We start from the raw sequence: 25,878 nt of genomic DNA on the forward strand, positions 1-25,878 counted from the left end.
AGGGGGATTCTAGAAGCGGGCGGCCAGCCAGGATTTCAGGCGGTCAAAGACCTGGTCCTGCTCCGGCTCGTTGAAGATCTCGTGGAACAGCGGCTCGAACCATTCGGCCTCGACGCCGGACCCGTCCCCGCTCTTGCGGGCGGCGGCCGCGAAGCTGGCGCTGCCGGCCGGGGCGACGCAGCGGTCCGCCCCCGCCCACATCAGCAGCGTGGGGACCGGCCAGCGCGCTGCATACCCCATCAAGGACGGACCGGTATCGGCCAGCATCTTGGCCAGCATGGGGGTGATGCGGTTGTGCACCAGCGGGTCGTCCTTGTAGGCCTCGACCACGGCCGGATCCCGGGACAGCCAGGCCGGATTCAGCCCATTGCCCACCGCCACGTGCGGCACCAGCGGCAGCGTGGTGGCCAGCAGGCCGCGCTGGACCAGGGACATGCCCACGTCCAGCGCCGGTGAGCTGAGCACCAGCCCGTCCACCAGGCGCGACCATTCAGTCGGCACCAGCGCCCCGGCCACGAAGCTGGCGGCCACCGCGCCGCCCATGCTGTGGCCCAGCAGCACCAGCGGGCCCTGGTTCATGCGGGCGTCGCTGCGCACCGCGTCGATGGCGCAGGACAGGTCCCGCTGCAGGCTGTCCGCTTCCGGAATATCCCCGCGGGCGCCACCGGACGCGCCGTGGCCGCGCTGGTCATACCCCACCACATGCCAGCCCCAGGCATTCAGGCGCCGGGCCACGTGGGCATAACGGCCAATGTGCTCGCCAAGGCCGTGAACGATCAAAAGGGTGCCCTGCGGACGCTGGGCGGGGTCAGCGCCCCACTCCCGCCAATGCAGGGGCAGGCCGTCATGGCCGGTCAGTGTTCTCATAAGCGGAAGTGTAGGATCCCTGACCATGGGTCCGTCACCTTCCAATCGCTCCAAGACTACAGTTTCGCCCAGTGATGGTCCGGATGGGCAGGCGGCGGCCCTCCCGTCCGAGGGGGCCGACGAAGCGCCGGAGGTCCAGTTGCATCCGCCCGACCTGAGTCCCTGGCGGGACGGCGGCACCGGCGTGGACCATGTCCACCTGCGCGACTCCGGCCGCCCGGGCCCGACAGTGATGCTCGTGGCCCTGACCCACGGCAACGAGCTGTGCGGCGCCCTGGCGCTGGACTGGCTGCTGCGGCAGGACGTGCGTCCGCGCCAGGGCCGCCTGGTGCTGGCCTTTGCGAATGTGCAGGCCTTTGAACGCTTCGATCCGGCTCAGCCGTTTGCATCCCGCTATGTGGACGAAGACCTGAACCGGGTATGGGGCGACGCCGTGCTGCGCGGTCCGCGGACCTCGGCCGAGCTGCATCGCGCCCGGGCGCTGCGCCCCTTCGTGGACGGCGCCGACCTGCTGCTGGACCTGCATTCGATGCAGGAACCCGGCGCGCCGGCCCTGACCATCTGCGGCATGACCGACAAGAGCGTCCCACTGGCCCGCGCGCTGGGCCAGCCGTCCACCCTGCTGGTGGACACCGGACATGCCGCCGGGCTGCGTCTGATCGACCGCGGCGGCTTTGCCGACCCGGCCAGCCCCCGCCAGGCGGTGCTGGTGGAATGCGGCGCGCATTGGGAAGCCGCCTCGGCCGACATGGCGCTGGATGTCAGCCTGCGCTTCCTGCGCCACACCGGCATGGTGCCGGCCGATTGGGCCGACGCCCACCTGCGCTGCCCCGCACCGCCGCGCCAGCGCCTGGTGCGGGTGGGCCAGGGGGTCACGGCCCGCAGCCATGCGTTCCGCTTCACCCGGCCGGTCCATCATCTGATGGAGATTCCGCACGCCGGCACGCTGCTGGCGGAGGACGACGGCGAGCGCTGGATCACCCCGCACGACCACTGCGTGCTGATCATGCCGATGCTGCGCGCAGGCCGGGCCGGCCAGACGATGGTGCGGCTGGGTCGCTACGAGGACCTGCCGGTCACTGCCGGTCGAACTTGAACACCGCCATGCTGGCGCGCAGGTTGGGCAGCGTGCGTACCGCCCGGCCGGCCTGTACGCCGAAGCTGTCCAGCACCCGCAGGCCACATTTGCGGGCCAGCACCTCGAAGTCGGCATAGGTGCCGACGCGGATGTTGGGCGTGTCATACCACTGGTAGGGCAGCACCCGGGTCACCGGCATGCGTCCGGTGAGCACCTGCAGGCGGTTGGGCCAGTGCGCGAAGTTGGGGAAGCTGACGATGCCGATGCGCCCCACCCGCGCGGTCTCACGCAGCATGGCTTCGGTGTTGCGCAGGTTCTGCAGCGTCTCCAGCTGCAGCACCACGTCGAAGCTCTGGTCCTCGAAGATGGCCAGGCCTTCTTCCAGGTTGAGCTGGATCACATTCACCCCGCGCTGGGCACAGGCCAGCACGTTGCTGTCGTTGAGCTCCACCCCGTATCCGGTGCAGCCCTTGGTGGCCTGCAGATGGGCCAGCAACTCCCCCGTGCCGCAGCCCAGGTCCAGCACGCGGGACCCGGCGGGCACCAGGTCCGCGATCATCTGCATCACGGCGCGGTCACTCATGCCCGGCCTCCCTGGAACTCGTTGGCAATGCGGTCGAAATAGGCTTTCAGGACGCCGTGATAGCGCGGATCGTCCAGCAGGAAGGCATCGTGGCCATGGGGCGCGTCGATCTCCGCATAGGACACGTCGCGGCGGTTGTCCAGCAGCGCCTTGACGATCTCGCGGGAGCGGGCCGGCGAGAAGCGCCAGTCCGTGGTGAAGCTCACCACCAGAAACTTGCACAGCGCGCTGGCGAAAGTGCGGCTGAGGTCATTGCCATGGGCGCGGGCGGGGTCGAAGTAGTCCAGCGCCCGGGTGATCAGCAGATAGGTGTTGGCATCGAAGTATTCGCTGAACTTGTCGCCCTGATAGCGCAGGTAGCTCTCGATCTGGAATTCGATGTCGTGGGTGGAATAGCCCAGCTCGGCGGCGCGCATCTGGCGGCCGAATTTCTGCTCCATCACATCGTCGCTGAGGTAGGTGATGTGGCCGATCATGCGGGCCACCCGCAGCCCACGCCGCGGCACCACGCCGTGTTCGTAGAAGAAGCCGTCGTGGAATTCCGGGTCGGTGATGATGGCGCGGCGGGCCACTTCGTTGAAGGCGATGTTCTGCGCCGACAGGCTCGGGGCCGTGGCCACCGCGATGCAGTGGCGCATGCGCTCCGGATACCGCAGCGACCAGTCCAGCGCCTGCATGCCGCCCAGCGACCCGCCCAGCACGGCCGCCAGCTGCTGGATGCCGAAGCGGTCCAGCACGCGAGCCTGGGCATCGACCCAGTCATGCACCGTGACCACCGGGAAGTCGGCCCCGTACACCCGGCCGGTGGCGGGATTCAGGTGCATCGGCCCGGTCGAGCCGAAGCAGGACCCCAGGTTGTTGATGCCGATGACAAAGAACTTGTCGGTATCCAGCGGCTTGCCGGGGCCGACCAGGTTGTCCCACCAGCCTTCGCTCTTGTCCACGCCCGCATAGGTGCCGGCAATGTGGTGGCTGGCATTGAGCGCATGACAGACCAGCACCGCATTGGAGCGGTCCGCATTGAGCTCGCCATAGGTTTCGACCATCAGCTCGTAATCGGCGATGCTGGCCCCGCTGCGCAGCGGCAGGGGCTGGTCGAACAGGAGTCGCTGCGGTGTGACGTCACCGACGGAACCCATAAAACACCTCATCCAACAAAAAACCCGGCGCCGCTGCTTGAAGCGGAACACCGGGTGCATCGCGCGGGGCGCTTGTCGGTTGTCCCCCTTTAGCTGAACTTTTTAGGCGCCCGCAAGCCGGACAAATCGGCGCCGGTAAAAAGTATACCCGGGCGCTGCGGTGCTGCGGGAGGGGCCTCAGCGGTGGGGAGCCGAATGGTGCATCACCTGACCCAGGGAATGAGCGCCGGGCGCGTAGGCGGACATGGCCGCGCCCACGATCATCAGGAACACGGCCGTGCCGATGAAGGGCCAGAGGGTGCGGCGGAAGGCGCTGGCGATCCAGTGCCGGCGGTCCTGCTTGCGCAGGCGGCGCAGCAGCACATAGGACAGGGCCCCGTCGAGCAGGACTTCGGCAAACAGCACCGGGGCGATGTAGACGATGTAGAGCGACGCCACCGCGATGCCAACCGCCAGGGCGATGACCACCAGGGGAATGGTGAACTCATCGGCATCGGTGACGGCTTCGGCCGCGTCCTTGACGGCTCCCAGCGAGGAGCCGCCCGGAACCTCCGTTGGCGCCGACGGCCCGTCGAAACTGCCGGAGGCCCCGCCTCCCCCGAAGTCCCCGCCACCGCCGCTGAAGTCGGCAAAGCCGGAGCTGCGGCCGGGCAGCAGGTCGGTGAGGTCGGGGGCGTCGAGGTAGTCCTGCGCATTGCTCCTCAGCCAGAGCCAGATGAGGAACAGGAAAAAGACATAGGCACAGGCCAGGGCCAGCGGATACCGCAGCGCCATCGCGTCCACGCCCAGATGCAGCAGCACAAAGGACGACAGCAGGCCGAAACCGCCGGTGAGCGAGACCAGCAGGATCATCTGCAGGCGGGGGAAGGAATCCCGGACGAGGCGCTCTTTCAGGAGTTCAACGGCGTGGGCGCGGCGGGAGGCGGGAGTGGGTCGCAAGATCAACGGCGAGTGGCAGGTGGAAGGGCGGGCCGGCAGATGACTTTGGTGATGGGACGCCGTCCCCGTTTTTCCGACACCATGGCATAAATTTCTCCCCAACCGGCATTGAAGTGAAGAGGCTTTCGTGAAGAAGTGGTGTCTGCTGTCCCTACTGCCTCTGTTGTGCCTCACCCCCACGGCCCAGGCGGCGCAGCACGCCGAATTGGGATGCCAGCGCCTGCGCATTGACCTGGACCCAGCGCTCACCGAGGAAGCGGTGGAGCGCGAGTGGCAAAGCGGCGAGCCTCGCAAGGAGCGTCCGGCCTCGTTGCAGTGGGTCGGGTGCGACGGCCAGGTGCTGTCGCAACTGCCGCTGGCCGCGCCATTGGCCCGGCTGGATCCTCGCCCGCTGCGGGGCGCCTCCCATCCGACCTTCCTGGTGTCGGCCGACCTCACGCAGGAAGCCGGCAGCTACAACGGGCCCTTGACCACCGCGATGGAGGTGGTGTCGAACCGCTTGCAAGTGGTCATGGTGCGACCGGCCGGCGGCAAGGGGCGGACCGTCCCCCTCCAGCTGACCCAGACCTTGAAGTCCTCGTGGAAGCGGGTGGATGACGGCCAGGGGGAAGCGCTGCTGGCCGTGCGCAGCCAGCCGTCGGAGGGACGCTTCACCACGACGTTCTCTCGCTATGACCTGAGCCGTGGCCACTGGCGCGTCACCTCGCGGACCCAGCAGGGCCTGTGGGAGTCGGACGCCGACTTCCCGGCGGACACGGCCTTTCCAGCGTCTCCCCGACCCGCTGCCGCCGACCGGTAAGCACCGCCCCCGACATCATCAAGGTGATCGATGGTCACGAGGACCTGACGGGCGTAGGCTCGAGATCTTCCGTGGACAGGAGACGGACATGCCACTGAATGCCGCTTCGCGCGAAAAAGGCATCGGCCTGGCGCTCTCCGGCGGCGGCTTCCGTGCCGTGCTGTTCCATGTCGGCGTGCTGTGGCGGCTCAATGAGCTCGGCATCCTGGGCCGGCTGGATCGGGTCTCCAGCATCTCCGGCGGCTCCATCACCCTGGGTGTGGTCGCCACCCGCTGGAGCCAACTCGCGTTCGACGGCGAGCAGCGCGCGCAGAGGTTCGACGCCGAAGTGGTGCAGCCCTTGCGCGACTTCTGCAGCCGCAACATCGACGTGAGTTCGGTCATCACCGGTGCGCTGAACCCGTTCCGCTCCGCTGGCGACGTCGTCGCCCAGGCCTACCGCAAGCATCTCGGGCTGGGTGTCTCCCTGCAGACCCTGCCCGACCACCCGCGCTTCGTCTTCAACGCCACCAACTACGCCACCGGCGTCAGCTTCCGCTTCTCCAAACCCTTTGCCGGCGACTACCGCATCGGCCTCATCCCCAACCCGGGCTTTGACGTCGCCACCGCGGTCTGCTGCTCCAGCGCCTTCCCGCCGGTCCTCGGCCCGATCGAACTGGAAGTGAAACCGGAAGACTTCACCCGGGTTGAAGGGGCCGACCTGTATGACGAGATCGACTTCCGTCGCCGCCTTCCGCTGGGGGATGGCGGGGTCTACGACAACCTGGGCCTGGAAACCGTCTGGGGACGGTACGAGGACATCCTGGTCAGCGATGCCGGCAAGCCCTTCGACATCGATGCAGGCGTGGGCACCGTGGCTCCGCGGCAGTTGCTGCGGACCATGGACATCGGACTGAACCAGGCCCTGGCCCTGCGCAAGCGGATGCTTATCGCCGCCTATGAGCGCGGAGACGCCCGCGGTGCATTCTGGGCCATCAACGGCAATCCCGCCGACTATCCGGCCATGGAGCTGCCCGGCCTGCCGGTGGCTGCGGAGCGCATCAAGGACCTTGCCGCCATCCGCACCCGGCTGGACCGGTTCAAGGAGCAGGAGCAGTGCGAACTCATCAACTGGGGCTACGCCATCAGCGATGTCGCGATCCGCTCCCGCGCATCGCACCTGGCGTTCCGGACGCAGGCGCCGGCATGGCCGTATCCAGGCCACGCGCTCGGCTGAGGCTGCACGACGCGCCACGGCACTGCACTGCACTGCACGGCACGGCACGGCACGGCGCAGTACAGCACGGCACGGCGCGGCACGACACGACACGACACGACCATGAGCCAAGGCACAAGCATGGCCCCGCGTACGAAGCACCGCCATGGCTGACATCTTCCGCCTCGAACTGCTGCCGGCCCTGCACGGCGACTGCCTGCTGCTGGAGTACGGCGACCCCGACCACCCCCACCGCGTCCTGATCGACGGCGGCCCGATCGGCGCCTACCCGGCCCTGTCCAGTCGCCTCGACGCCCTCCCCAGCGGCCAGCGGGACTTCGAGCTGCTGGTCATCACCCATGTGGACGCCGACCACATCGAGGGATGCCTCAAGCTGCTGAATCATCCCGAACTGGCCACCTTCAAGGACATCTGGTTCAACGGCTGGCCGCATGTGGGCCAGCAGCTGTCCGAGCCGGTGGGCACGGACTATGCGCTCGGCGCGCCCCTGCCGCCGGGCCAGCGCAGTGCCATGCAGGGCATGGAAATCAGCGTGCGCATCGACAATCGCTCATGGAATGCTGCCTTCCGGGGCGCCCCGGTGTTTGTGCCTGCCGCAGGGCCGTTGCCGGTGCGAGAGCTGCCGGGTGGCCTGCGGCTGACGCTGCTGTCGCCCCGCAAAGTGGAACTCGAGAAGCTGCGCACCGCCTATCTGAAGGCCCTGGAGGCCGCCGAGATTGCGCCCGAGGACGTGCATGCACTCGCCAGGCGGCTGGACATGAAGGCCGCATTCCGTGGCGTGGGAGCGCGGCTGCGACCGCGGTTCGAGCAGATCCTGGACAGCGCCGCGCTGGCCGCCGGGCCGATGGACAAGGCCGTTGCCAATGGGTCGAGCATTGCGCTGGTGGCCGAGTACCAGGGGCGACGCGTCGCGCTGCTCGGAGACGCGCATGCGCCGACGCTGACCGCGTCGCTGGCTCGGTTTGCCACGGGCTCGAGGGGTGGGGGGGTCGGCGTTGCTGATGACGATGCGGCTTTCGGTCTGGGTAACGGTACGGGTCGCGCCACGGGTAGCGCCACGGGTAGCGCCACGAGCCGACGGTCACGCGTGCGCTTCGACGCCATCAAGCTCGCACACCACGGCTCCGCCGGCAACCTGGACGAGTCCTTCCTCGACAGCGTGGACTGCGACACCTGGCTGGTCTCCACCAATGGCCAGCTGTTCAGCCATCCCGATGCGGCCGCGCTCCATGCCATCGTGCGTCGCAAGCCAGGCGCGACGCTGGTCTTCAACTACCGCTCCGAATTCACCGCCCCATGGGACGACCCCCAACTGCGCGACGCCCATGGCCACACCACGGTCTACCCGGAAGATGCCGACGGCGGCGTGGTGATGGATCTTCTCTCCGGCACCCCGGTCAGGCGCGAAACTCAGGAGTGACCAGCATCGCGGAGGCCCAGGCGTTGTCCCGGTCCCGGAAGCGCCGGTAGATGCGGCGGCGCGCCAGCCCGAAGGCTGCCCCCAGCGACTGGCTGCGCAGCAGCATCTGGTAGAACTGCCGCGCCTGGATGGCCGCGGTGCGGTCGTTGACCCGGCAGCGGTAGCCCAGCACCGCATGAATGCCGGCCGCTGCCGCCAGCGACGCAAAGCCGGAGTTGCCGCTCTCGCAGCTGCTCAGGTAGACGAAGCGCGCCGACCGCATGTAGCTCACCACGTCGCCGAAGTCGATGCACTCCGGCGCGTCCGGAGGGCCGACGAAGAGGAAGCCGGTGCCGCCGTTCTGTTCCGCTCCCAAGGGCTGGTAGTAGGTGTGGCCGGCAAAGTGGATCAGGTCCCAGTTGCCGGACCGCAGGGCCGCTTCCAGGGCGCCGCGTGTCACCGGTTCATTCAGGCCCAGCATCTGGACGTTGCGGGCCAGGAACAGCGGCTGTCCGGTACGGGGCGAGACGGTCGTGAGCCAGCGCCGCACCCGGTTGCATTCGATCCGCACGAGCTGCAGCGGATCGAGCTTGGTCATGCCGCCGGCCAGCTTGTCGCTGAAGACGGTGCCGTGGGTGTCGGCGCAGATCACCAGCGCGCGCCGGGCCATGGGGGAGCCCGCGAACAGGTCGGCCGACGGATCGGCATCCGCGCCCTGCAAGCGGCGCGCCACCGAGGACGCCCGTGCCAGCCAGGGTTCGGGCAGCGGCGACGGATCGAAGACGGATTCGAGCATCAGCGGATAGCAGTCGCTGGACACCTCGAAGATGAGCTGCTCCGGCAGCGCCGCAGCCGCCGGGCCCAACTGCTCGACCGCCTTTGCGTGGGCAAACTTGCGCTGCAGTTCAAAGGTCGGGTTGTCCTCGCACAGGGCTGTTCGAATGCTCTTGCCGATGCCGGAGAACGCCGTGTACCAGTCCGGACGCAGCAGATCCGTCACCCACAGGCAGGAGGCTGCCGCGCTGATGGCCAGGGGCCCGTCGCCTCGGAAATTGAAGCCGACGCCCTTCATGACGAAGCTCCAGTCCCTGGGCCGGGCGGTGATCCGGATCTGCAACGCGGGCTCCACCGCGCGACCGGGTCGGAGCAGGTCCAGCGCGAAGGCCCCGGCAGTGGTCGGGTCGCTGAACAGCGTCAGGTCCTGCACCTGCCTGGCCTCGCGCACCAGATCCGACGTCAGGGCCGGTGCCAGCAGCATCATGGGGGCGGTGGTCAGGAGACGCGCCTGATGGCAGAACGCCAGTCCGCCGTCCTCCGTCACGACGGCGCCCGCATCGGCGGCGAGCTGGCTGCCCACGATGAGGAAGTCCACGGCCTGCATCTGCAGCAACTCCAGCGCCGTCTCGGCATTGCTTTCATGCTGCACCGTGCGAGCGCCCATCTGCCGAAGCTGCTTCTTGATCAGCTCACCGTCCACCTCGGCCTGCAGCCGATTCAACACCAACAGGAAGTCAGCCATGGGTCCCCCCGCGCGGAAATCCGAGCACGAACTCGGTGACGTCGTCCGGCAGCGCATTCACCTTGAAGCTGCCGTTCTGGCCCTTCATGAGCCGGGAGATCAAGGGATGGGCCAGGCGGATGTCGGCCTGTGCGGCTTCCAGGCTGCCAAACCGGTTGCCGCGGCGGCGGCCCGGCGGCATCTTGCCCTGCAGCCGCAGGAACACGGTCTGGTCATCCGGCACCAGCGTCAGCAGAACCTTCCCCGTCTCCGGCGCGGCGCGCAGCAGGCCCGACAACAGGCTCTCCACCACGATATGCAGCTGGGTGTGGTCCGCCTCGATTTCCACCACCTGGTCGAAGGTCTGCGGCTGGACCTTGGCGCGCTCCGTCACGGTCAGGCCTGCAAGCAATGCATGCAGTTCGCTGTCCAGCCGGATGGTGCAGAGCTGGCGGGAGCGGTTCCTGGCCTCACGGTTGTACATGGCCAGCCGTGTGAAGGCATGCTTGACGCGGCCCAGTTGCCGCAGCACCGAGACGAGATCCGTCGTCAAGGCGGCAGCGTCAGCGGCATCAGCGGCGTCGGCGGACCCGGCACGATGGGCCGTGGGGCTCATGGACGCCTCGATCTGTCGCTCGAACCACGCCATCGCCAGGCTCAGCGGCGCCTGGGTCTCCACCGCCAGCTCATACGCGGTTTGCTCCAGGAACTCCAGCTGCACCGATCGCCGGATCGGCGCCAGATCCCTCGCGACGAAGACATGGCCGCCCAGGCGCTCCGGAAAGTCACGACGGGTGACAAAGACCGATCTCGAGGACGCCGGCGCGTGCATGCCATCGACCCCTGCGAGCGAGGACTCTGAACCATGCGCTTGAAGGGCGACGGGGTCGGCAAACGCGGGGGAGGCTTGGGAACTTGCGGCAGCTGCAGAACTGGCCGAAGTGGCGGAAGCGCCCGGCGCGATGCGGACGGTGAGTTCTCCGATGCGCTCCCCCGCCTCGGTGCCGTCGAGCAAGGCCTCCAGCGGGCGCGGATCCTCGAAGTACTCCAGCAGGCTCTTGCCGATCAGGGCCGACCGGTTGCAGTCGAACAGCATCTCGGCCGCCCGGTTGACGCGGCGGATCCGCAGCCGGGCATCGGTGGCGATGATCGGGTCGGAGGCGTTGTCCACGCATTCAGCGAGCAGCGTGAGGTCGCTGATGCGCTCCATCGCGCCCGCAAGCTCCTGCGCGATGTCGGTGAGCTGGCGCACATGCTCGCGGGAGAACGCACTGATCCGCGGGTCGTCGACGTTGATGATGAAGCGCACCCGTTCCCCGTCGGAAAACACAATGGGCACCGCCAGCTCCGAGCGAATGGACTCGCCGTCCGGCGTTTCGATGTAGTCGGGGTCCTGCCGGACGTCCGGGACCTTTTGCGGCTGCAAGGTCCGCACCACCCGGCCCAGCACGCCTTCGTCAACATGCTGCTGGTAGTCGCCCCAGGACGCACCCGTGTCGATGGCCAGGCCGTCGTCCCCGCGCCGCGCCGAAGCCACCCGCACGACCTTCTCCCGAGCACTGTCGATCCGGAACAGGGACACCCGGCTCCAGTCGAAAATCTCCACCAGCGCATCGGCCAGGCAGCGGCAGGCCCCCTGGATATCGACGCAGCGGTTCAGGTCCCGGAACATGCGCAGTTGCCGCTGACTGCGTGCCCGCTCGGAAAAGTCCAGGCTGCACAGCACCGCCTCGACCAGCGGCAGCTGATTGAACTGCGCCAGGTGCGTCTCGTCGTAGGCATCGCGGGTGCGGCTGAGCAGGGTCATGATGGCGACGGTCCGCTTTCGGTCCCCTTCGCCCCGCGTGATGCGCCGCCACATGCTCGTCTTCAGGTTCATGGCGGCCATCTGGCGGCAGATCGGCTCCTCGGCCATGCTGGACCACGGCGGATTGCTCATCACCTGCTCGAAGTCATGCACGCCCCCCTCGGTCGCTTCCATGAAGGCGCGCTGATCGCCGTCCAGCGCGTACCAGGCCGTGGGCACCTGCTGCTCGAAGGGCGGGTAGTTGAAGACGATCTCGAACTCCCAGGCATCGCGGTCCTCCACGACGCGGGAGACGAACATCAGGTCAAAGGGCAGCTCCCGATGCAAGGCCTGCGCCACCAGCGGCAGCAAGGACTCATGTCCGGCGTGCCGCAGCGTGATGGCGCGCAGGTCGTCGCCGAGCGCCTGGTACTGGAGGCTGCGAAAGAACCCGAGCGAGCCGACCACCGCGTCGTGCTCGTCCATCACAGGCAGGCCGGTGACTTCCACCGCCACCTGCCGGCCCGGGTCATCCTGCCGCGTCAGCGTGACGCGGTAGGCGCCGAGCTCCCCCTGCCGACGGTGGCGTGTTTCTTCCGCCAGCACCCGGCCCGCTTCGCCGGCGAACACCTGGTCCAGGCGCAGGTCTTGAACCTCCTTCACCCCGCACATCGCCAGCGCCGCCGCATTGGCATAGATGACGTGGTTGGACAGGTCGCGCTGGATGACGGCGATGCGGGACCGGTCGAAGACCTCCCGTCTCATCGGTCCCCAGGCGGTTGAACCGGCAGGTTCGCGGGCGGGGTGGTCCATGGCGTCCTCCCAGGCGACGAGCGCCAGCGTTCGGTGTACGGGCGATCGAGAGGCTACGCCTTTCGCCGACACCCCGCCTCCAAAAAGCTAGGGATACGGAGCCGGCGGGCAGACGTGAAAAAGCCCGCAGGGTCATCAAGACCGCTGCGGGCTTGCAAAAGGAGGACTGGCCGGGGTGCTGGCCCCGCCAGCCCCATCAGCTCAAGGAGCCAGGCACAGGCAATGCACGATCGACTTCACCGGCGCGCGAGACGCCCCGGCCTTGGTGTCCGGCTGCGCCTGCTCGGCCAGCCAGGTGATGTCGGTCTGGGCTTCCTTCAGCGGTGCCGGCAGTTGCGGCACGCCGCCCAGCGCCCGCAGCACTTCCGCCCGCACCGTCGGTGCGGCGGTCTCGGTCAGACCCGACACCAGGCGCTCCAGCGTGCTGCGCTCGGCCTCGACATACTTCACCGACGGGTCTTCCCCCAGGTTGGCGCGCTTGGCCGCGCTGGCCACCGCATCCTGGAGCAGGCCCATCTTGTCCACCAGGCCCCGTTCCAGCGCCTGGGAACCGGTCCAGACCCGGCCCTGCCCCACCGCATCGATCTGCGCCGCGCTCTTCTTGCGAGCGGATGCGGCACGACCGGTGAACTCGGCATAGGTGTGCTCGATGGAGGACTGCACCACCGCGGCCAGGCGCGGATCCAGCGCACGGCGTGGGTCATAGGCGCCCGCCAGCCAGGTGGTGGTGTAGCCGCCGGTGTGGATGGACAGCTTGTCCATCAGCTTCTCGCCGGTGGGCAGCATGCCCACCACGCCGATGGAGCCGGTGATGGTGGACGGGTCCGCGATCACTTCGTCGGACGACATGGAGATCCAGTAGCCGCCCGAGGCCGCCACACCGCCCATGGACACCACCACGGGCTTGCCCACTGCGCGCGTCAGTTCCAGTTCGCGCCGCACCAGCTCGGACGCAAAGGCGCTGCCGCCCGGGGAGTTCACGCGCAGGACCACCGCCTTGATCTTGTCGTCCTGGCGGGCCTGGCGGATCAGCGCGGAGGTGGAATCACCGCCGATGCGACCGGGCGCGGCCTGGCCGTCCACGATCTCGCCTTCCGCCACGATGATGCCCACCTGGCCGTCAGCCTTGGGCAGCTTGGGCGGCAACTGCGCCGCATAGGCGCCCATGGGGATGGCCCGCAGCTGCTTGTCGTCCTTGGTGCCGCGCTGTTCCAGCAGTTGGTCCACCTGGTCACGGGTCTTGAGGCCGTCGACCAGCTTTTCCTGCAGCACCAGCTTGGCGGCGTCACCGTTCACCGCCGCCAGGCGCTGCGGCAGTTCCTCGATGGCCTTGGCGATCGCGCCCTTGTCCAGCTTGCGGGCCTGTTCCACATCCAGCTGGTAGCGGGCCCACAGCTCGTCGTAGAGGTAGCTCTCGGCTTCCATCGACGCCTGCGACGGGGCGTTGGCGAAATACGGCTCGGCGAAATTCTTGTAGGTGCCCACCCGCATGACGTTGGCGGAGATGCCCACGCGGTCCAGTGCGTCCTTGTAGTAGTTGCGATAACGACCGTAGCCTTCGATCATCACCGTGCCCATCGGGTGCACATACACCTCGTTGGCTTGCGCGGCCAGGTAGTAGCTGCGCTGGTCGTAGCTGTTGGCAAAGGCCACCACCGGCTTCTTGCTCTCCTTGAAGCGGGTCAGCGCTGCCCGCAGCTCATGCAGCGTGGCGGGCGAGGCATTGCCCATGTGGTTCAGGTCCATGTAGACCTGCACGATCTTGTCGTCCTTGGCGGCGGCGTCCAGCACGGCCAGCAGGTCCCGAAGACGGGTCTGGGCCCGGCTCTCGCCCTGCAGCTGCGCCATGGCCTGGTCCCGCGCGGAGCCGGAGAACTGCTCCACCACGTCACCCTGGATGTCCAGCACCAGCGTGGTCTGGGGCTGCAGCGTCTTGCCCTTGGAGAAGATCGCCCACAGCAGCGCAATCAGCACAATCAGGAACAGCAGATTCAGCACCACACGGCGCGTGCCGTCCAGCAGCCACCAGGCCCCGCGGAAGACGCGGCCGATCGGCGAAAACACGGCTTTTAATCCCATTCAATCCTCCCTCTCGATGACGCGCCTGCACGAAGGCGCAACCGGTTGATTGTGGACCCAGAATGCCTCAGGGGAACAGCCCGTGCCACAGGTCATGCCTGGTCACAGCAGGGTCAGGGGAAAGGCAGGCCGGGCATGGCGCGGGGAGGCCGGGCTGCAAGGCGCGGCCGTGCACTCAGCGCCGATGATGGGCGCGGAGCAGAGAAGCGTTCGCCCAGCGCAGCGCCGAATGAAAAACCTGGGCCGGAGCCCGGATCGGCTCAGCTTGCCGCCGGCGGAACCGTGTCCTGGAAGCTGCTGCGGGTCATCAGCTTCTCGAAGTGGCGGGCCAGGTTGGGATGGTTCGCGCGCCAGTCGATGGCGGCAAAGCGGAAATCGAGATACCCCAGCGCACAGCCCAGCGAAATATCCGCCAGGGTGAAGTGGTTGCCGGAGCACCAGGTCTTGTCGCCCAGGCCGTGGCCCATGGCCTGCAGCGAGGCATGCACCTTGCTCATCTGGCGCTGCACCCAGGCGGGGCTGCGCTCGGCGTCGGTGCGGCCGCTCCAGGTCTCTTCCAGGCGGGCCGCCACGCAAGCGTCCAGCAGGCCATCGGCCAGGGCTTCCCAGGTGCGCACCTCGCAGCGCTCGCGGCCCCGCTCGGGGATGAGCTTGCCGACCGGCGACAGGGTGTCCACATATTCGACGATCACCCGCGAATCGAACACCGCGCCGGTGATCGAGTCCTGGCCTTCCATGACCAGGCAAGGCACCTTGCCCAGCGGATTGATCTTGAGGATGTTGTCGCTGCCCCAGACGTCCTCCAGCTCGAACTGATAGTCGAGCTTCTTTTCCGCCATGACGATGCGGACCTTGCGGACATAGGGACTGGTGAGTGAACCGATGAGTTTCATTCTTATCCGGACCAACAACCTCGGGATGCTGCGGTTGATTCTAGCGATTCGCTTCCCCGGACTGAGGCCACGAAACAACGTCCGGCATGCACCCATTCAGGTGGCTTGTCCCTGGCACCGGGGAGACGCACACTGCTGCGCCGCCGCTGCGGCCCGCCTACACTCGGCCGATGAACGCCCCCCAGCGCCGTGGTGCCACAGCCAGTGCCGGTCCCGCCTCCGGCCCGGGTGCCGTGCAGCAGGCCGCAACGGACGATGCGCCCAGCGCCCCGATGTATGTGCTCTACGGCACGAAGCGCTCCGGCTCGGCCATCGCCGAGATTGGGCTGGACTGGTGCGGCGCGCCCTATCGCGTCGTGCAGGCCTCGTCCTGGGAGGACGATTCCGCGCAGGACGCGCTGCGCCAGCTCAACCCGCTGATGCAGATCCCCACGCTGCAGACGCCCTCCGGCGACGTCCTCACCGAAAGCGCGGCCATCCTGATGCATCTGGGGCTGCGCTTTCCGCAGGCCGGACTGCTGGGGCACAGCGAGGCCATGCGCGACCAGATCTTGCGCGGCCTCGTGTTCATCGCGGCGAACTGCTACAGCCAGATCACCATCATCGACTTCCCGGAGCGCTTCACCACCAGCGCCTCACCGGCCGACCGCGAGGCGGTCAAGGCGGGCGCCACGCAGCGGCTGCATCTGCACTGGGAGATGTTCGCGGATCAGTTCCCGGGGCGTCCCTGGCTCAGCGGGGACCAGCCCGGTGCGCTGGATGCCATGGCGGTGATCGTCTCGCGCTGGTCGGGCTCGCGCGCGCATCTGCAGCAGCATCGGCCCGAATTCTTCGCAGTGCTTCAGCGCATCGAGGCACTGCCGATCGTGGCGGCGGTGTTCAAGCGCCACTGGGGCTGACTGCGGTTCACGCCCACTGCGGCTGGGGCTGCATCTGCGGCAGCAACCGCACGTGGGTGTAGAGCGCCGGACGGGTCATGGACGCGGCATCCGCGCCGACCGCGGTGAAGCCACAACGCAACCAGAATTCAGCGGACTGGCTGCTTTCGCAATTCACGTGCAGGCGCGAGAAATGGCCCTGCGCACTGGCCAGCACCGCGGCCACCAGCCGCCGCGCCAGACCATGGCCCCGCCAGCCGGGATGCACATAAAAGCGCCGCATCCGACCGGTACCCGGACGCCCCGGAGCAGGCTCCACATTCAGGCCCCCCACGGCGATGACGAAGCCGCGGGCATCCAGCCAGGCCCAGAGCGATTCGCCGGGCTGGTCGTAGCGATTCGCACCGCTGCGCCATTCATCCATCAAGCGGCTCAGCATGCGCCAGCCTTCCGCCTCGGCGGCGGCGAGCAGGGGCGCCCACGCAAGGGGCTCGATCTGATGCACTCGTGTCAGGCGCGGTGCGACGCCATCAGAAGCCAGGGAGGCCATGGAACGGACGCAATAACCAGCGGTTGAAACAGGAAAGAGCGGATTAAGCAGCAAGCCCACGTCCCTCACATCCGGGACAACCCTGGCGGCCCGCCCGCTGCCGTGTGTTCTGCACACGGCAGCGGGATCAGGGCTCAGTGGCGTCAGTGGCGTCAGTGGCGTCAGTGGCCTGACCAGCCTCAGCGCGGCGGCTGCGGACGATGGGCGGCGTCCGGCTGCGCCAGCCAGGCTTTGAGCTCGGCCACACGCGGATGGCTGGGGGAGAGCTCGATGAAGCTGGCGTAGGCCGCCTGCGCCTCCTTGTCCTCACCGGCCAGCAGCAATGCATCTCCCAGGTTCAGGTGGGCCAGGGCGCGGCTGCCGTCCATCTCGATGGCACGGCGGTACCAGCGCGCCGCCTCCGCCGGCTTGTTGCGCTTGAAGTAGATGAAGCCGAGGTTGTTGGCGGCCAGTGCGAATTTGGGCTGCAGCTTCAGCGCCTCGGTGAACGCGGCTTCGGCTTCGTCGTAACGGCGCTCCTTGTAGAGCTGCAGTCCCCGGTCGTTGGCCCGCTGTGCCGCCACGCGCGCGCTCACCGGCGCTGCGGTGGCACTGGTGGCGATGGCGGTGTCCTTGCCGTCCAGGCCCTTGACCGTCACCTGCACCGCTGCGGCACTGCCCGCTGCGGCAGGCGCCGTGACGCCGGGCACCGCGCTGGCCGCGGCCATCGGCTGCAGCTGGGCATTGCGCGCGTCGTCGGCCCGCTTGGCCAGGGCACTGGCCTGCACATCCAGCTGGGCGCTGGTGGTGCTCAGCGCCTGCTCCGGTGCGGACGCCAGTTCAAAGATGAACTCGCCGCCCTCCGAGCCCGGCAGGCTGCCGAAGGCCGGGGTCTGGTGCGCGATGGCGGAGACCGCCGGCGCCACATACGCGGCCAGTTCGGTCGCGGTGATGAGGCCGTCCCCGTTCAGGTCTGCCTTGCCGGACAGCGCCTGCAGCAACGTCCAGGTGAACACCGAATGGCCGCCGGGACCGTCGTCGGCCACCTGCTGGTCGGCCCCGCCGGCCGTCATCATCTGACGGCCCAGGCGGCGGGCGTTGTCGCGGATGAAGTTGTTGCTGCCGGGTGCAGCGCCGCGGGTCAGGCCCAGGCCGGAGTAGCAGGCATCGATGACAAAGAATGCATGCTTGGCGGGCAGGGCCTCGCCCAGCTCCTGCAACTGCGGCATGGCGATGGCATCGGTCTGCAGATCGTCGGTGCTGGAGTCCACCGGGATGATGTAGCCGACGTCGCGCCCGCTGGGCAGGCGCCGGGTGCTGCCATGACCGGCGAAGAAGACGAACACCCGGTCGTCCCGCTTCAGACGCGGCTGGCCGGCCTTGTCGCGGGCCAGTCCGTTGAGTGCGCGCAGGATGTTGGCCCGGGTCGCGTCCCCATCGGTCAGCGTGGTGATGTTCTCAGCCCGGAAGCCGAACTGCGATTGCAGCGTGTCGCGGATGGCCTGCGCATCCCGCACCGCATGCTGCAGACGCGGCCAGCGCTGGTACTGGTCGATGCCGATCACCAGTGCATAGCTGTCGCGGTAGAGGTTGGCGCCGGCCAGGTCGGGCGCCGGGGATTCCGCTGTCGCGGCCGCCAGCGGTTCAATGCGGCCGTCCTTCCAGGCCGCGAGGCGGTAGCCCTCGGCCTTGAGCTGGTCCAGCACCAGCGGCAGGGCTTCCACCGTGCGGGCATGGATGTCGTGGAACAGCACGATGCCGCGCTGCTGCTTCGACAGCTCGTTCATCACTCGGGCCGCAATCGATTTGGGAATCGGGTCGGACCAGTCCAGCGAGTCCACGTTCCACATCATCGAACGCAGCTTCAGGCCTTCGATCACGCCCAGGGCGTTGTCGGTGCGAGCTCCGTAGGGAAACCGGAACAGCGGCTGTCCCGCCCGGCCGGCGGCGTCCAGCAGGGCCTCGGTCTGGCTGGCCTCCTGCTTGACCTGATCCAGCTGGAACTTGGACATCACGCCGTGGGTGAAGCTGTGATTGGCAATCGGATGTCCGGCGGCCAGCACCCGCTTGGCTACCTGCACGCCGGGGCCCGGCTTGATCTGGCCCTTGGCATCGACGCTGCCGAGGTTGCGGCCCAGCTCGAAGAACACGGCCGGGGCCTGGTAGCGCTTGAGGATCTCCAGGATCTCGTCGGTGTAGCGCGGATGGGGACCGTCGTCGAAGGTGAGCAGCACCGTCTTGGGCGGCAGGGCGCGGCCGAAGAGTTCGCGCTCTTCCTTGCTGGGACCGCGGGTGGTGGCAGCGGGCGCCGCTGCAGTGCTGCGGTCGGCTGCGGTACCTGCGGCGCCGGAGGCTGCAGCAGCAGTGGCGTCGGCGTGCGCATCCGCCGTGCTTGCGGTCGCGGCGGGAGACGTGGGGGAAGCGGCCGCATTGCCCACATCCGAAGGCCGCGCGGACAGGTCGGGCAGGATGGTCGCGTAATCCTTCAGAATGCCTTCGCGGGTGTAGATCGTCTTGAGCTTGGCCACATAGTCGGTCCACTTCTCCCGCTTGAGGGTGATGCCCCGCTGGGCGAAGCGTCCGAAGGTGTCACGCAATTCCTGCGCGTAGGCCTGCTCCACCTCGGCCAGCACCGCCAGGTCCTCATGGGCCCGCTTGGCCAGCTTCAGCCCGGAGATGCTCTGCGAGGTCGAGAAGGTCTGCTCCAGCTGGGTCAGGAATTCCTTGAAGGCCAGGCGGTCGGCGTCGAACCAGCTGGGTTCGGTTTCGATGCGGTCCAGCAACTGGCTCAGGGCAGCCAGGCCCGCCGGGTCCTGGCCCTGTGCGGTGGCGGTGGCCACCAGGGTCTGCAGGCTGTCCTGCATGTCGTGGAACAGCAGCAGGCCGACGCTGCGCACCGCCTCGCGTTCACTGGCCTTGAGCGCGGACTCGCCGTCCATCAGCACGATCATCTGGCGATAGCGGGCCAGGAGCTGGTCCGACTGGCTCACCAGGGAGGCGCTGGCTGTGGGGCTGGCCGATGCGGCCACGGCCGGGGTCGGGCTGGAGGCAGGGCTGTCGGACGGTTTCTGGCAGGCCGACAGCAGCGCGGCGGCGGTCAGGCCCAGCACGGTCTGCAGGGTCAGCGCCAGGGGGCGGGAGCGCCATGGGAGGGCGGGCCGGCGGGCGGTGAGCTGCAATGGCTGCAATGGCCACGCTGACGCCATTGGCCGGTCAGCCGCTTCATGCTCGGACTTCGTCACGCAAACGGTCACGCAAACGGCCGGCGTGCTGCCTGGCCTTTGATTCAAGCTCATCCCATCCCTCATGCAAGATTGTCTGGACTGCGCGGCTATTGTCGCGGCTGTGCGCGCACCGACCGGCCCGCCACGCCGGGACGGCGTGCGAATGCCACAGGTCGGCTCTGTAGAATCTGCGGGTTTGCCCCAGCCGAGGCCTTGAGCCGCATTGCCATGAATCTCTCCGCCCTTACCGCCTTGTCGCCCCTGGACGGCCGCTATGCCTCGCGCATGGGGACGCTCCGTCCGCTGCTGTCCGAGTTCGGGCTGATGCACCGCCGGGTGCAGGTGGAGATCGAGTGGTTCATCGCCCTGTCGGACGCGGGCTTGGCCGAGTTCAAGCCGCTGTCGGACGCTTCGCGCAGCTTCCTGCGCGGCCTGGTGAGCCAGTTCAGCGAAACCGATGCCCAGGCGATCAAGGACATCGAAAAGACCACCAATCACGATGTGAAGGCGGTGGAGTACTGGATCAAGCAGCAGTTCGCCGGCAAGGACGAGCTGCAGGCCGCCGGTGAGTTCGTGCACTTCGCCTGCACCAGCGAGGACATCAACAACACCAGCCACGGCCTGATGCTCAAGGCCGCCCGTGAGCAGGTGATCCTGCCGGCGCTGGACAAGGTCATCGCCAAGCTGACCGAGATGGCCCAGGCCATGGCCGCGGCACCGATGCTCAGCCGCACCCACGGCCAGACGGCCAGCCCGACCACCGTCGGCAAGGAAATCGCCAACGTCGTGGCCCGCCTGCGCCGCGCGCGCACGGTGATCGCGGACGTCAAGCTGCTGGCCAAGATGAACGGGGCCGTCGGCAACTACAACGCCCACCTGTCGGCGTATCCGGACATCGACTGGGAAGCCTTCAGCCAGCTCGTGATCGAGCAGCAGCTGGGCCTGAGCTTCAACCCCTACACCATCCAGATCGAACCGCACGACTACATGGCGGAGCTGTTCGACGCCGTGACCCGTGCCAACACCATCCTGATCGACTGGTCGCGGGACGTGTGGGGTTATGTGTCGCTGGGCTACTTCAAGCAGCGGACCAAGGCGGGTGAGATCGGCTCGTCCACCATGCCGCACAAGGTCAACCCGATCGACTTCGAGAATGCGGAAGGCAATTTCGGCCTGGCCAATGCGGTGCTGACGCACCTGAGCCAGAAGCTGCCGATCAGCCGCTGGCAGCGGGACCTGACCGACTCCACCGTGCTGCGCAACATGGGCGTGGCGCTAGGGTATGCGCTGCTGGGCTACGACTCGCTGAGCAAGGGTCTGGACAAGCTGGAGCTGAACCCTGCCGCGCTGGAAGCGGACCTGGACGCGGCCTGGGAAGTCCTGGCCGAGCCCATCCAGACGGTGATGCGCCGGTATGCGCTGCCCAACCCGTACGAGCGCCTGAAGGAACTGACGCGCGGCAAGGCGATCACCGCCGAAGCCATCCGCGAGTTCGTGCAAGGCCTGGAACTGCCGGAAGCCGAGAAGCAGCGCCTGCTGGCCATGAGCCCGGCCACCTACACCGGCAAGGCCGAAGCGCTGGCGCGCCGCATCTGATCGCTCCGCCCGCCTTGCCGGCGGGCCGTCTCGCCCCATCGCTGCGCGCTCCAGGCGCCACGCATTCCATCGACAGCTTGCTCCTTCCCTTGGAAGGAGTAGTGCGATGTTGCGCCCTGCACATTCGTGCCATGGGCGCAGACATGCCGACCAGATAACGTCTCCGCTTCGTCCTCACCCGCGTGCCGCGGCCTTCTGCCCAAGCGCTCGCGCGGTGGGCAAGTCAGTAATCGGATGGGAGTCCGTTATGTCCGACAAGTTGATCCGAGGCACCATCGAAGCCTGGGAGTCTGGTCAGCTGGGAGCCACCCAGGCTCACGCCAAACGCGCGCCAGCCGAGCTCGAAGCACAGGTGGACGAAGCGATGGGGCTTAAGCCCATCTCAATCTGCCTGCCGCGCAGCACCATCGCCTCCTGCAAGCACATCGCAGACCCTTAATCTTCATGCTCCGCTGAGGACCGCAAGCCCGCTTCAAGCGGGCTTTTTCTTGACCGAGCAGGCTACCTCCAGCCACCGATGAGCAGACGTCGCGCATCGGGCCTCGCCGGAACGTAAAAAAGGGCGGTACCTCGGGAGAGGTACCGCCCATCACCGTCCGGCATTGGGGGAGGGAGAGGAACGTCGCTCAGGAGCGTGTCCGGACGGGCTGATGCCTGGTCAGGGCATCAGAACTCAGTACTCAGTACTCAGATCAGATGGGGATCAGAACTGGTAGGCCAGACCCACGCCCAGGCGGTCCACCTTCTTGTTGAAGCCATTGGCGTCCGGCATGTTGTTGTAGCGGGTGGCTTCGGCGCGCAGCGACACGTTCTTCGTCAGCGCATAGTCCACACCCACGCCCAGCTTCAGGCCGGTCTTGTCTTCGTCACCCAGGCCCGCGGAGTAGTCACGCTGGGCGTAGGCCACACCCACCTTGCCGTAGATGCCAAAGTTGTTGCCCAGCGGCGCGCGGGCAATACCGTCCAGCGAATACACCTTGTTCTTGGCGGTCACGCCGCCGAAGTCGACCTTGCCCAGGTCGGTGTACGCGGCTTCCACGGCGAAGTTTTCGTTCAGCTTGTAGCCACCGAAGATGCTGTAGCTGTCGCTGGAACGCTTCTGGGAGTTGCCGTCGACACGCTGGCTCGCCTTACCGACGTCGCCACCGATGTAGTAGGGGGTGTCAGCAGCCATGGCCAGGCCCGAACCCAGGGTCAGCGCCACAGCGGCAGCAGCCAGCAGGCCGGCCTTCTTGCCATGGGACACGACGGTGTTCTTGTTGTTGCGGTTCATGAGGACTCTCCTTCAGAGCTGGGCGCTTGACGCGAGATGCGTCGCGGCGCCGGGGTTTCCTGTCGTTCTGCGCCTCCGGGAGATCCGGTGGGGTTCGCGTTCGACATGGACCTCATTCTGGGAACCGGGGCCCCTCCTGTCTGTGGCGCCTGTTGAGGGGGTTTGTGACGGTTGTTGACGGTGTGCGGTAGGGCGCTTTGCGAATGTTCACGCAAGCCCTGGCACCACTGCCGCCCAGCTCGGCTGACCTCAGCCTACCGGGCACGCACAGGGCCGCTCAGCGCCGGGCAGCGCCGGGCAGCGCCGGGCAGCGCCAGTGAGCGCCTGTTAGCGCCAATCAGGGCCCATTCACCGGCCAGTGCAGCAACAGCCGCGCCCCACCCAAGCGCGGCGCCTCGCCCAGCCGCGCCTGACCGCCATGGGCCTGCGCCACATGCCGCACGATGGACAGGCCAAGACCAAAACCGCGTGTGCCGGTGCGCGGGTTCTTGTCCAGCCGCTTGAAGGGCTCGAACGCCGCCTCCCGCAGGGCCGGTGGCACGCCGTCCCCATCGTCATCGATGGCCATCCACAACTGCTCGGCCTCGACCCATGCGGACAGATGCACCCGCGAACGCGCATGGCGCGCCGCATTGCGCAGTCCGTTGCGCAGCGCGTAGGGCACCAGCTTCGGATCGAAGGACACGAGGTCGGGCAGCCGCACCTCCATCTCCAGCAGCTTGCCGTCCATCAACGGCTCCAGGGACCGCGCCTCCTGGGTCAGCAACGCGCCCAGGTCGCCGCGGATGAAGGTCGGCTGCATGGCCCCCATGTCCATGCGGGCTGCGGTGAGGCTCGCATCGATCAGGGTGTCCAGTTCATCGATGTCACGCTCGCAGGCCTGCACCGCTTGCTCGCGAGCCTCGCGGTCCTCTTCGTCCACCAGCGCATCGATGGCAAATCGCAGCCGCGCCAGTGGCGTGCGCAGCTCGTGCGAGATGGCGCCGGTCACCTCGCGCTGCGTGGCCATGGCCGCCGCCAGCCGCTCCAGCATGGCGCGACTGGCCACCACCACGGGTGCAAAGAGGCGGCTTTGCAGCACCGGCAATTCGGTATCGAGCCGGCCGGCACTCAGCCGCTCGGCCGCGCGCTGCAGGCCGCGCAGGTCCCGCCACAAGGGACGCAACTGCCACCACGCCAGCACCGCCACGGCCAGCGCCAGCACCACCGCCACCGCCAGTTGCGATGCGAGTTCCTTGGGCAGCTCACCGCCACGACGCGAGTCCAGCGGGCCCAGCAGCAGCAACTGGTCCGGCTCGCCCGGCATGGCGGCATAGATCCGCCGGTTGAAGCCGGTGACGATCACCTCGCCCCGGCCCAGCTTGCGTCGCTGCTCGGCGGACAGGCGGCTCTCTTCCACGGGAATCAGGCGTACCGGATAGTCGAACTGGGCATCCAGCTCCTTCACCCGTTCGCGACGAGCGGGCGGGTCCAGCGGCGCCAGGTCCCGCACCAGCAGGTCCACCGTGCCGCGCATGAAGCTGCGCACGTAGTTGTCGGTCACCTCCGAGGCGCCCACCAGCACCAGGCCTTCCACCAGCAGCGCCAGGGCCAGCACCGCCAGCCCCAGGCCCAGCGCAATCCGCAGCAGCGAGGCGCGCAGCGTCAGCGCAGCCATCAATCGATGGCGAACAGATAACCCTGCCCGCGAACCGTCTTGATGCGTGTGGGGGAATGGGCGTCGTCGCCGATCTTCTTGCGCAGGCGGGAGATGCGGGCGTCGATGGCCCGATCCAGGCCGTCGAATTCCAGGCCGCGCAGGCTTTGCATGATGTCGTCGCGGCTGACCACCTGGCCGGCGCGCTGGGCCAGGAAGGTCAGCAGTTCGTATTCGGCGGTGGTCAGGGGCACGGGCTCGCCGTTGAGCCGCAGCTCGCGGGACTGCGGCAGCAGCGTCAGGGGCCCGAAGTGCAGCGCCTCGCCGACCGGATGCGCCGCCGGTGCGGCATCGCGGCGCAGCAGCGCCTTGATGCGGGCCAGCAGCACCCGAGGGGCGACCGGCTTGGTGATGTAGTCGTCCGCGCCGCCTTCCAGGCCCAGCACCTGGTCGATGTCGTCGTCGCGAGCGGTCAGCATGACGATGCGGCCGGTGTAGTCCCGGCGCAGGTCGCGCAGCACGTCGAAGCCGTCCTTGCCCGGCAGGTGGCCGTCCAGCAGGATCAGGTCGAAGCTCTCCTGCCGCGCCAGCGCCTCACCGGCCAGGCCATCACCGCTGATGGTCACCGCATAGGCGGATTTGCGCAGGGCATCGGCCACCAGTTGGGCCAGTCGTTCATCATCTTCAATCAGCAATATACGGGCTACGGCATCCATGGCCGCAAGCATAGGCGAGCTGGCGAAACCGTGCCTGCGACGGGCGATGCGGAACGATGTGGGGGCGAGGCGGGCGACGCTGGGGGGACGTATCGGGCGCAAGCCGATCAGGGCAGATGCAGCCGCCATCCCAGGGGGGTTGGCACCGCCCGCAGCCCCACATCGTCCGCCAGCGCTGCATGCTGTTGCACCAGCGCCCGGTAGGCCGCCGCGGAGAAGTCCTCCCTGCCGGTCACCCACCGGGCGGACACCTCGGGCGTGACACAGGCGCTGAAGGTGCACAGGCGGTCTGCCCGGGTCAGCGCATCACGCCAGCGGGCCCGCAGGGCGGCAATGTCGGCCGCCGCATCCACCGGATGGTCGTCGGTCCATTCGAACACGCGGGACAGCCCTTCATGGGCCTGCGTCTGCTGCACCCCCCGGTCGTCCAGGCCGATGGCCAGCAGCACCCGGCCCGAGGCCAGGTTCTCCGGGCCGGTCGTGCCCATTACCCGGTGCATGCCCAGCACCTCGCGGCAGTAGGCGAAGGTGGCCGCCGCGGCTTCCCGGGCGTAGCCCTGCCCCCAGTGGCGGGAGAGAAACCCATAGCCGATGTCGGGGTGGTCCAGTCCATCGCGCTTGATCACGCCGCACAGTCCGAGGAACTCGCCGTCTTCCAGCCGCTCCACGGCCCAGAACCCATAGCCGAGATGCCAGTAGCGGGTCAGCAGGCGCTGCTTCAGCCAGTCCACCGCCTGCGCTTCAGTGCGGACTTCGGCGTCGTAGATGTTGGCGATCCAGCCCGGATCGTTCAGCAGCGCCAGCACCTGCGGTGCATCCGCTTCGGCAAACCAGCGCAGGCGCAGCCGCGCCGTCCTCAAGACCTCCATGCCCTCTCCCCAGGTCGATCAGCGCCCATCATCCCCGAATTCCCCGGCCGGCGCCCCGGTGGCGATCC

At 67.9% G+C, this 25,878-nt stretch carries 21 protein-coding genes and 1 riboswitch; of the genes, 7 read left to right on the forward strand and 14 right to left on the reverse strand.

Annotated elements, in window-relative coordinates; genetic code table 11:
* Nucleotides 1-9 precede the first annotated feature (9 nt).
* Nucleotides 10-867 carry an alpha/beta hydrolase gene (locus tag DES44_RS23490; RefSeq protein WP_232309871.1) on the reverse strand — a complete coding sequence of 286 codons (858 nt, stop codon included), beginning with the start codon at nt 865-867 and terminating at the stop codon, nt 10-12.
* Nucleotides 868-892: 25 nt separating this feature from the next.
* On the opposite strand from DES44_RS23490, the gene DES44_RS23495 reads away from it, so the two are divergent.
* The gene (locus tag DES44_RS23495) at nt 893-1,963 is read left to right on the forward strand and encodes a M14 family metallopeptidase (protein WP_083525932.1); all 1,071 of its coding nucleotides are present in this window, start codon (nt 893-895) and stop codon (nt 1,961-1,963) included.
* Here the strand turns inward: DES44_RS23495 and metW are convergent.
* From metW to DES44_RS23510, 3 genes are all read right to left on the reverse strand, one after another.
* Nucleotides 1,944-2,528 (reverse strand): methionine biosynthesis protein MetW, encoded by a 585-nt coding sequence (metW, locus tag DES44_RS23500; protein ID WP_058936876.1) that lies wholly within the window; start codon nt 2,526-2,528, stop codon nt 1,944-1,946. The genes DES44_RS23495 and metW overlap by 20 nt on opposite strands.
* Nucleotides 2,525-3,667 (reverse strand): homoserine O-succinyltransferase MetX, encoded by a 1,143-nt coding sequence (gene metX / locus DES44_RS23505; protein WP_058936877.1) that lies wholly within the window; start codon nt 3,665-3,667, stop codon nt 2,525-2,527. Before metX ends, metW begins: the two co-directional genes overlap by 4 nt.
* 73 nt (nt 3,668-3,740) lie before the next feature.
* A riboswitch (SAM riboswitch) is annotated at nt 3,741-3,810 on the reverse strand.
* 34 nt (nt 3,811-3,844) lie between these two features.
* Nucleotides 3,845-4,606 (reverse strand): hypothetical protein, encoded by a 762-nt coding sequence (locus DES44_RS23510; RefSeq protein WP_232309872.1) that lies wholly within the window; start codon nt 4,604-4,606, stop codon nt 3,845-3,847.
* A 127-nt stretch (nt 4,607-4,733) separates the two neighbouring features.
* Between DES44_RS23510 and DES44_RS23515 the strand changes: the two genes are divergently transcribed.
* The 3 genes from DES44_RS23515 to DES44_RS23525 all read left to right on the forward strand — a co-directional run bounded on the left by DES44_RS23515 (nt 4,734) and on the right by DES44_RS23525 (nt 8,041).
* Nucleotides 4,734-5,405, forward strand: coding sequence for a hypothetical protein (locus tag DES44_RS23515; protein ID WP_058936879.1), 672 nt, complete (start codon nt 4,734-4,736; stop codon nt 5,403-5,405).
* 88 nt (nt 5,406-5,493) lie between these two features.
* The gene (locus DES44_RS23520; protein ID WP_058936880.1) at nt 5,494-6,621 is read left to right on the forward strand and encodes a patatin-like phospholipase family protein; all 1,128 of its coding nucleotides are present in this window, start codon (nt 5,494-5,496) and stop codon (nt 6,619-6,621) included.
* A 145-nt stretch (nt 6,622-6,766) separates the two neighbouring features.
* On the forward strand, nt 6,767-8,041 hold the full coding sequence (locus tag DES44_RS23525) for a ComEC/Rec2 family competence protein (protein ID WP_058936881.1): 1,275 nt from the start codon (nt 6,767-6,769) through the stop codon (nt 8,039-8,041).
* Here DES44_RS23525 and DES44_RS23530 read toward each other — a convergent pair.
* The 4 genes from DES44_RS23530 to DES44_RS23545 all read right to left on the reverse strand — a co-directional run bounded on the left by DES44_RS23530 (nt 8,019) and on the right by DES44_RS23545 (nt 15,089).
* On the reverse strand, nt 8,019-9,539 hold the full coding sequence (locus DES44_RS23530; RefSeq protein ID WP_058936882.1) for a CHAT domain-containing protein: 1,521 nt from the start codon (nt 9,537-9,539) through the stop codon (nt 8,019-8,021). The two genes, DES44_RS23525 and DES44_RS23530, sit on opposite strands and share 23 nt — an antisense overlap.
* On the reverse strand, nt 9,532-12,117 hold the full coding sequence (locus tag DES44_RS23535; protein WP_083525934.1) for a GAF domain-containing protein: 2,586 nt from the start codon (nt 12,115-12,117) through the stop codon (nt 9,532-9,534). Before DES44_RS23535 ends, DES44_RS23530 begins: the two co-directional genes overlap by 8 nt.
* A 201-nt stretch (nt 12,118-12,318) precedes the next feature.
* Nucleotides 12,319-14,196: a signal peptide peptidase SppA gene (sppA, locus tag DES44_RS23540; RefSeq protein ID WP_083525935.1), complete on the reverse strand. Its 1,878-nt coding sequence runs from the start codon at nt 14,194-14,196 to the stop codon at nt 12,319-12,321.
* Between the two features lie 260 nt (nt 14,197-14,456).
* Nucleotides 14,457-15,089, reverse strand: coding sequence for a glutathione S-transferase family protein (locus tag DES44_RS23545; protein ID WP_058936884.1), 633 nt, complete (start codon nt 15,087-15,089; stop codon nt 14,457-14,459).
* 170 nt (nt 15,090-15,259) lie between these two features.
* Between DES44_RS23545 and DES44_RS23550 the strand changes: the two genes are divergently transcribed.
* On the forward strand, nt 15,260-15,988 hold the full coding sequence (locus DES44_RS23550) for a glutathione S-transferase family protein (RefSeq protein ID WP_232309873.1): 729 nt from the start codon (nt 15,260-15,262) through the stop codon (nt 15,986-15,988).
* A 7-nt stretch (nt 15,989-15,995) separates the two neighbouring features.
* Here DES44_RS23550 and DES44_RS23555 read toward each other — a convergent pair whose 3' ends face one another.
* Nucleotides 15,996-16,517, reverse strand: a complete 522-nt coding sequence (locus DES44_RS23555; RefSeq protein ID WP_058936885.1) for a GNAT family N-acetyltransferase — start codon at nt 16,515-16,517, stop codon at nt 15,996-15,998.
* Nucleotides 16,518-16,696: 179 nt separating this feature from the next.
* Complete coding sequence (locus DES44_RS23560) at nt 16,697-19,684, reverse strand: polysaccharide deacetylase family protein (protein ID WP_233441670.1); 2,988 nt, start codon at nt 19,682-19,684, stop codon at nt 16,697-16,699.
* A gap of 264 nt (nt 19,685-19,948) precedes the next feature.
* Here DES44_RS23560 and purB point away from each other — a divergent pair, with 264 nt between their 5' ends.
* On the forward strand, nt 19,949-21,316 hold the full coding sequence (purB, locus tag DES44_RS23565) for an adenylosuccinate lyase (RefSeq protein ID WP_058936886.1): 1,368 nt from the start codon (nt 19,949-19,951) through the stop codon (nt 21,314-21,316).
* Between the two features lie 247 nt (nt 21,317-21,563).
* Nucleotides 21,564-21,755: a hypothetical protein gene (locus tag DES44_RS23570; RefSeq protein WP_058936887.1), complete on the forward strand. Its 192-nt coding sequence runs from the start codon at nt 21,564-21,566 to the stop codon at nt 21,753-21,755.
* 264 nt (nt 21,756-22,019) lie between these two features.
* Here the strand turns inward: DES44_RS23570 and DES44_RS23575 are convergent, their stop codons facing one another.
* The 4 genes from DES44_RS23575 to DES44_RS23590 all read right to left on the reverse strand — a co-directional run bounded on the left by DES44_RS23575 (nt 22,020) and on the right by DES44_RS23590 (nt 25,810).
* The gene (locus DES44_RS23575; RefSeq protein ID WP_058936888.1) at nt 22,020-22,589 is read right to left on the reverse strand and encodes an outer membrane beta-barrel protein; all 570 of its coding nucleotides are present in this window, start codon (nt 22,587-22,589) and stop codon (nt 22,020-22,022) included.
* A gap of 337 nt (nt 22,590-22,926) precedes the next feature.
* Nucleotides 22,927-24,246, reverse strand: coding sequence for an ATP-binding protein (locus tag DES44_RS23580; RefSeq protein WP_058936889.1), 1,320 nt, complete (start codon nt 24,244-24,246; stop codon nt 22,927-22,929).
* Nucleotides 24,246-24,941, reverse strand: a complete 696-nt coding sequence (locus tag DES44_RS23585) for a winged helix-turn-helix domain-containing protein (protein ID WP_058937670.1) — start codon at nt 24,939-24,941, stop codon at nt 24,246-24,248. The genes DES44_RS23580 and DES44_RS23585 overlap by 1 nt, the downstream gene beginning before the upstream one ends.
* Nucleotides 24,942-25,048: 107 nt before the next feature.
* On the reverse strand, nt 25,049-25,810 hold the full coding sequence (locus tag DES44_RS23590) for a GNAT family N-acetyltransferase (protein WP_058936890.1): 762 nt from the start codon (nt 25,808-25,810) through the stop codon (nt 25,049-25,051).
* Nucleotides 25,811-25,878 lie beyond the last annotated feature (68 nt).

Source organism: Roseateles depolymerans (assembly GCF_003387155.1).
Taxonomy (GTDB): domain Bacteria; phylum Pseudomonadota; class Gammaproteobacteria; order Burkholderiales; family Burkholderiaceae_C; genus Roseateles; species Roseateles depolymerans.

What these genes read in the sequence shown, in the direction of transcription:
- DES44_RS23590 (WP_058936890.1), bottom strand. Translation starts at nt 25,810, where the DNA reads ATGGAGGTCTTGAGGACGGCGCGGCTGCGCCTGCGCTGGTTTGCCGAA.
- DES44_RS23550 (WP_232309873.1), top strand. Translation starts at nt 15,260, where the DNA reads ATGAACGCCCCCCAGCGCCGTGGTGCCACAGCCAGTGCCGGTCCCGCC.
- DES44_RS23535 (WP_083525934.1), bottom strand. Translation starts at nt 12,117, where the DNA reads ATGGACCACCCCGCCCGCGAACCTGCCGGTTCAACCGCCTGGGGACCG.
- DES44_RS23570 (WP_058936887.1), top strand. Translation starts at nt 21,564, where the DNA reads ATGTCCGACAAGTTGATCCGAGGCACCATCGAAGCCTGGGAGTCTGGT.
- sppA (WP_083525935.1), bottom strand. Translation starts at nt 14,196, where the DNA reads ATGGGATTAAAAGCCGTGTTTTCGCCGATCGGCCGCGTCTTCCGCGGG.
- DES44_RS23490 (WP_232309871.1), bottom strand. Translation starts at nt 867, where the DNA reads ATGAGAACACTGACCGGCCATGACGGCCTGCCCCTGCATTGGCGGGAG.
- purB (WP_058936886.1), top strand. Translation starts at nt 19,949, where the DNA reads ATGAATCTCTCCGCCCTTACCGCCTTGTCGCCCCTGGACGGCCGCTAT.
- DES44_RS23555 (WP_058936885.1), bottom strand. Translation starts at nt 16,517, where the DNA reads ATGGCCTCCCTGGCTTCTGATGGCGTCGCACCGCGCCTGACACGAGTG.
- DES44_RS23525 (WP_058936881.1), top strand. Translation starts at nt 6,767, where the DNA reads ATGGCTGACATCTTCCGCCTCGAACTGCTGCCGGCCCTGCACGGCGAC.
- DES44_RS23545 (WP_058936884.1), bottom strand. Translation starts at nt 15,089, where the DNA reads ATGAAACTCATCGGTTCACTCACCAGTCCCTATGTCCGCAAGGTCCGC.
- metX (WP_058936877.1), bottom strand. Translation starts at nt 3,667, where the DNA reads ATGGGTTCCGTCGGTGACGTCACACCGCAGCGACTCCTGTTCGACCAG.
- DES44_RS23530 (WP_058936882.1), bottom strand. Translation starts at nt 9,539, where the DNA reads ATGGCTGACTTCCTGTTGGTGTTGAATCGGCTGCAGGCCGAGGTGGAC.
- DES44_RS23585 (WP_058937670.1), bottom strand. Translation starts at nt 24,941, where the DNA reads ATGGATGCCGTAGCCCGTATATTGCTGATTGAAGATGATGAACGACTG.
- DES44_RS23495 (WP_083525932.1), top strand. Translation starts at nt 893, where the DNA reads ATGGGTCCGTCACCTTCCAATCGCTCCAAGACTACAGTTTCGCCCAGT.
- DES44_RS23580 (WP_058936889.1), bottom strand. Translation starts at nt 24,246, where the DNA reads ATGGCTGCGCTGACGCTGCGCGCCTCGCTGCTGCGGATTGCGCTGGGC.
- DES44_RS23520 (WP_058936880.1), top strand. Translation starts at nt 5,494, where the DNA reads ATGCCACTGAATGCCGCTTCGCGCGAAAAAGGCATCGGCCTGGCGCTC.
- metW (WP_058936876.1), bottom strand. Translation starts at nt 2,528, where the DNA reads ATGAGTGACCGCGCCGTGATGCAGATGATCGCGGACCTGGTGCCCGCC.
- DES44_RS23575 (WP_058936888.1), bottom strand. Translation starts at nt 22,589, where the DNA reads ATGAACCGCAACAACAAGAACACCGTCGTGTCCCATGGCAAGAAGGCC.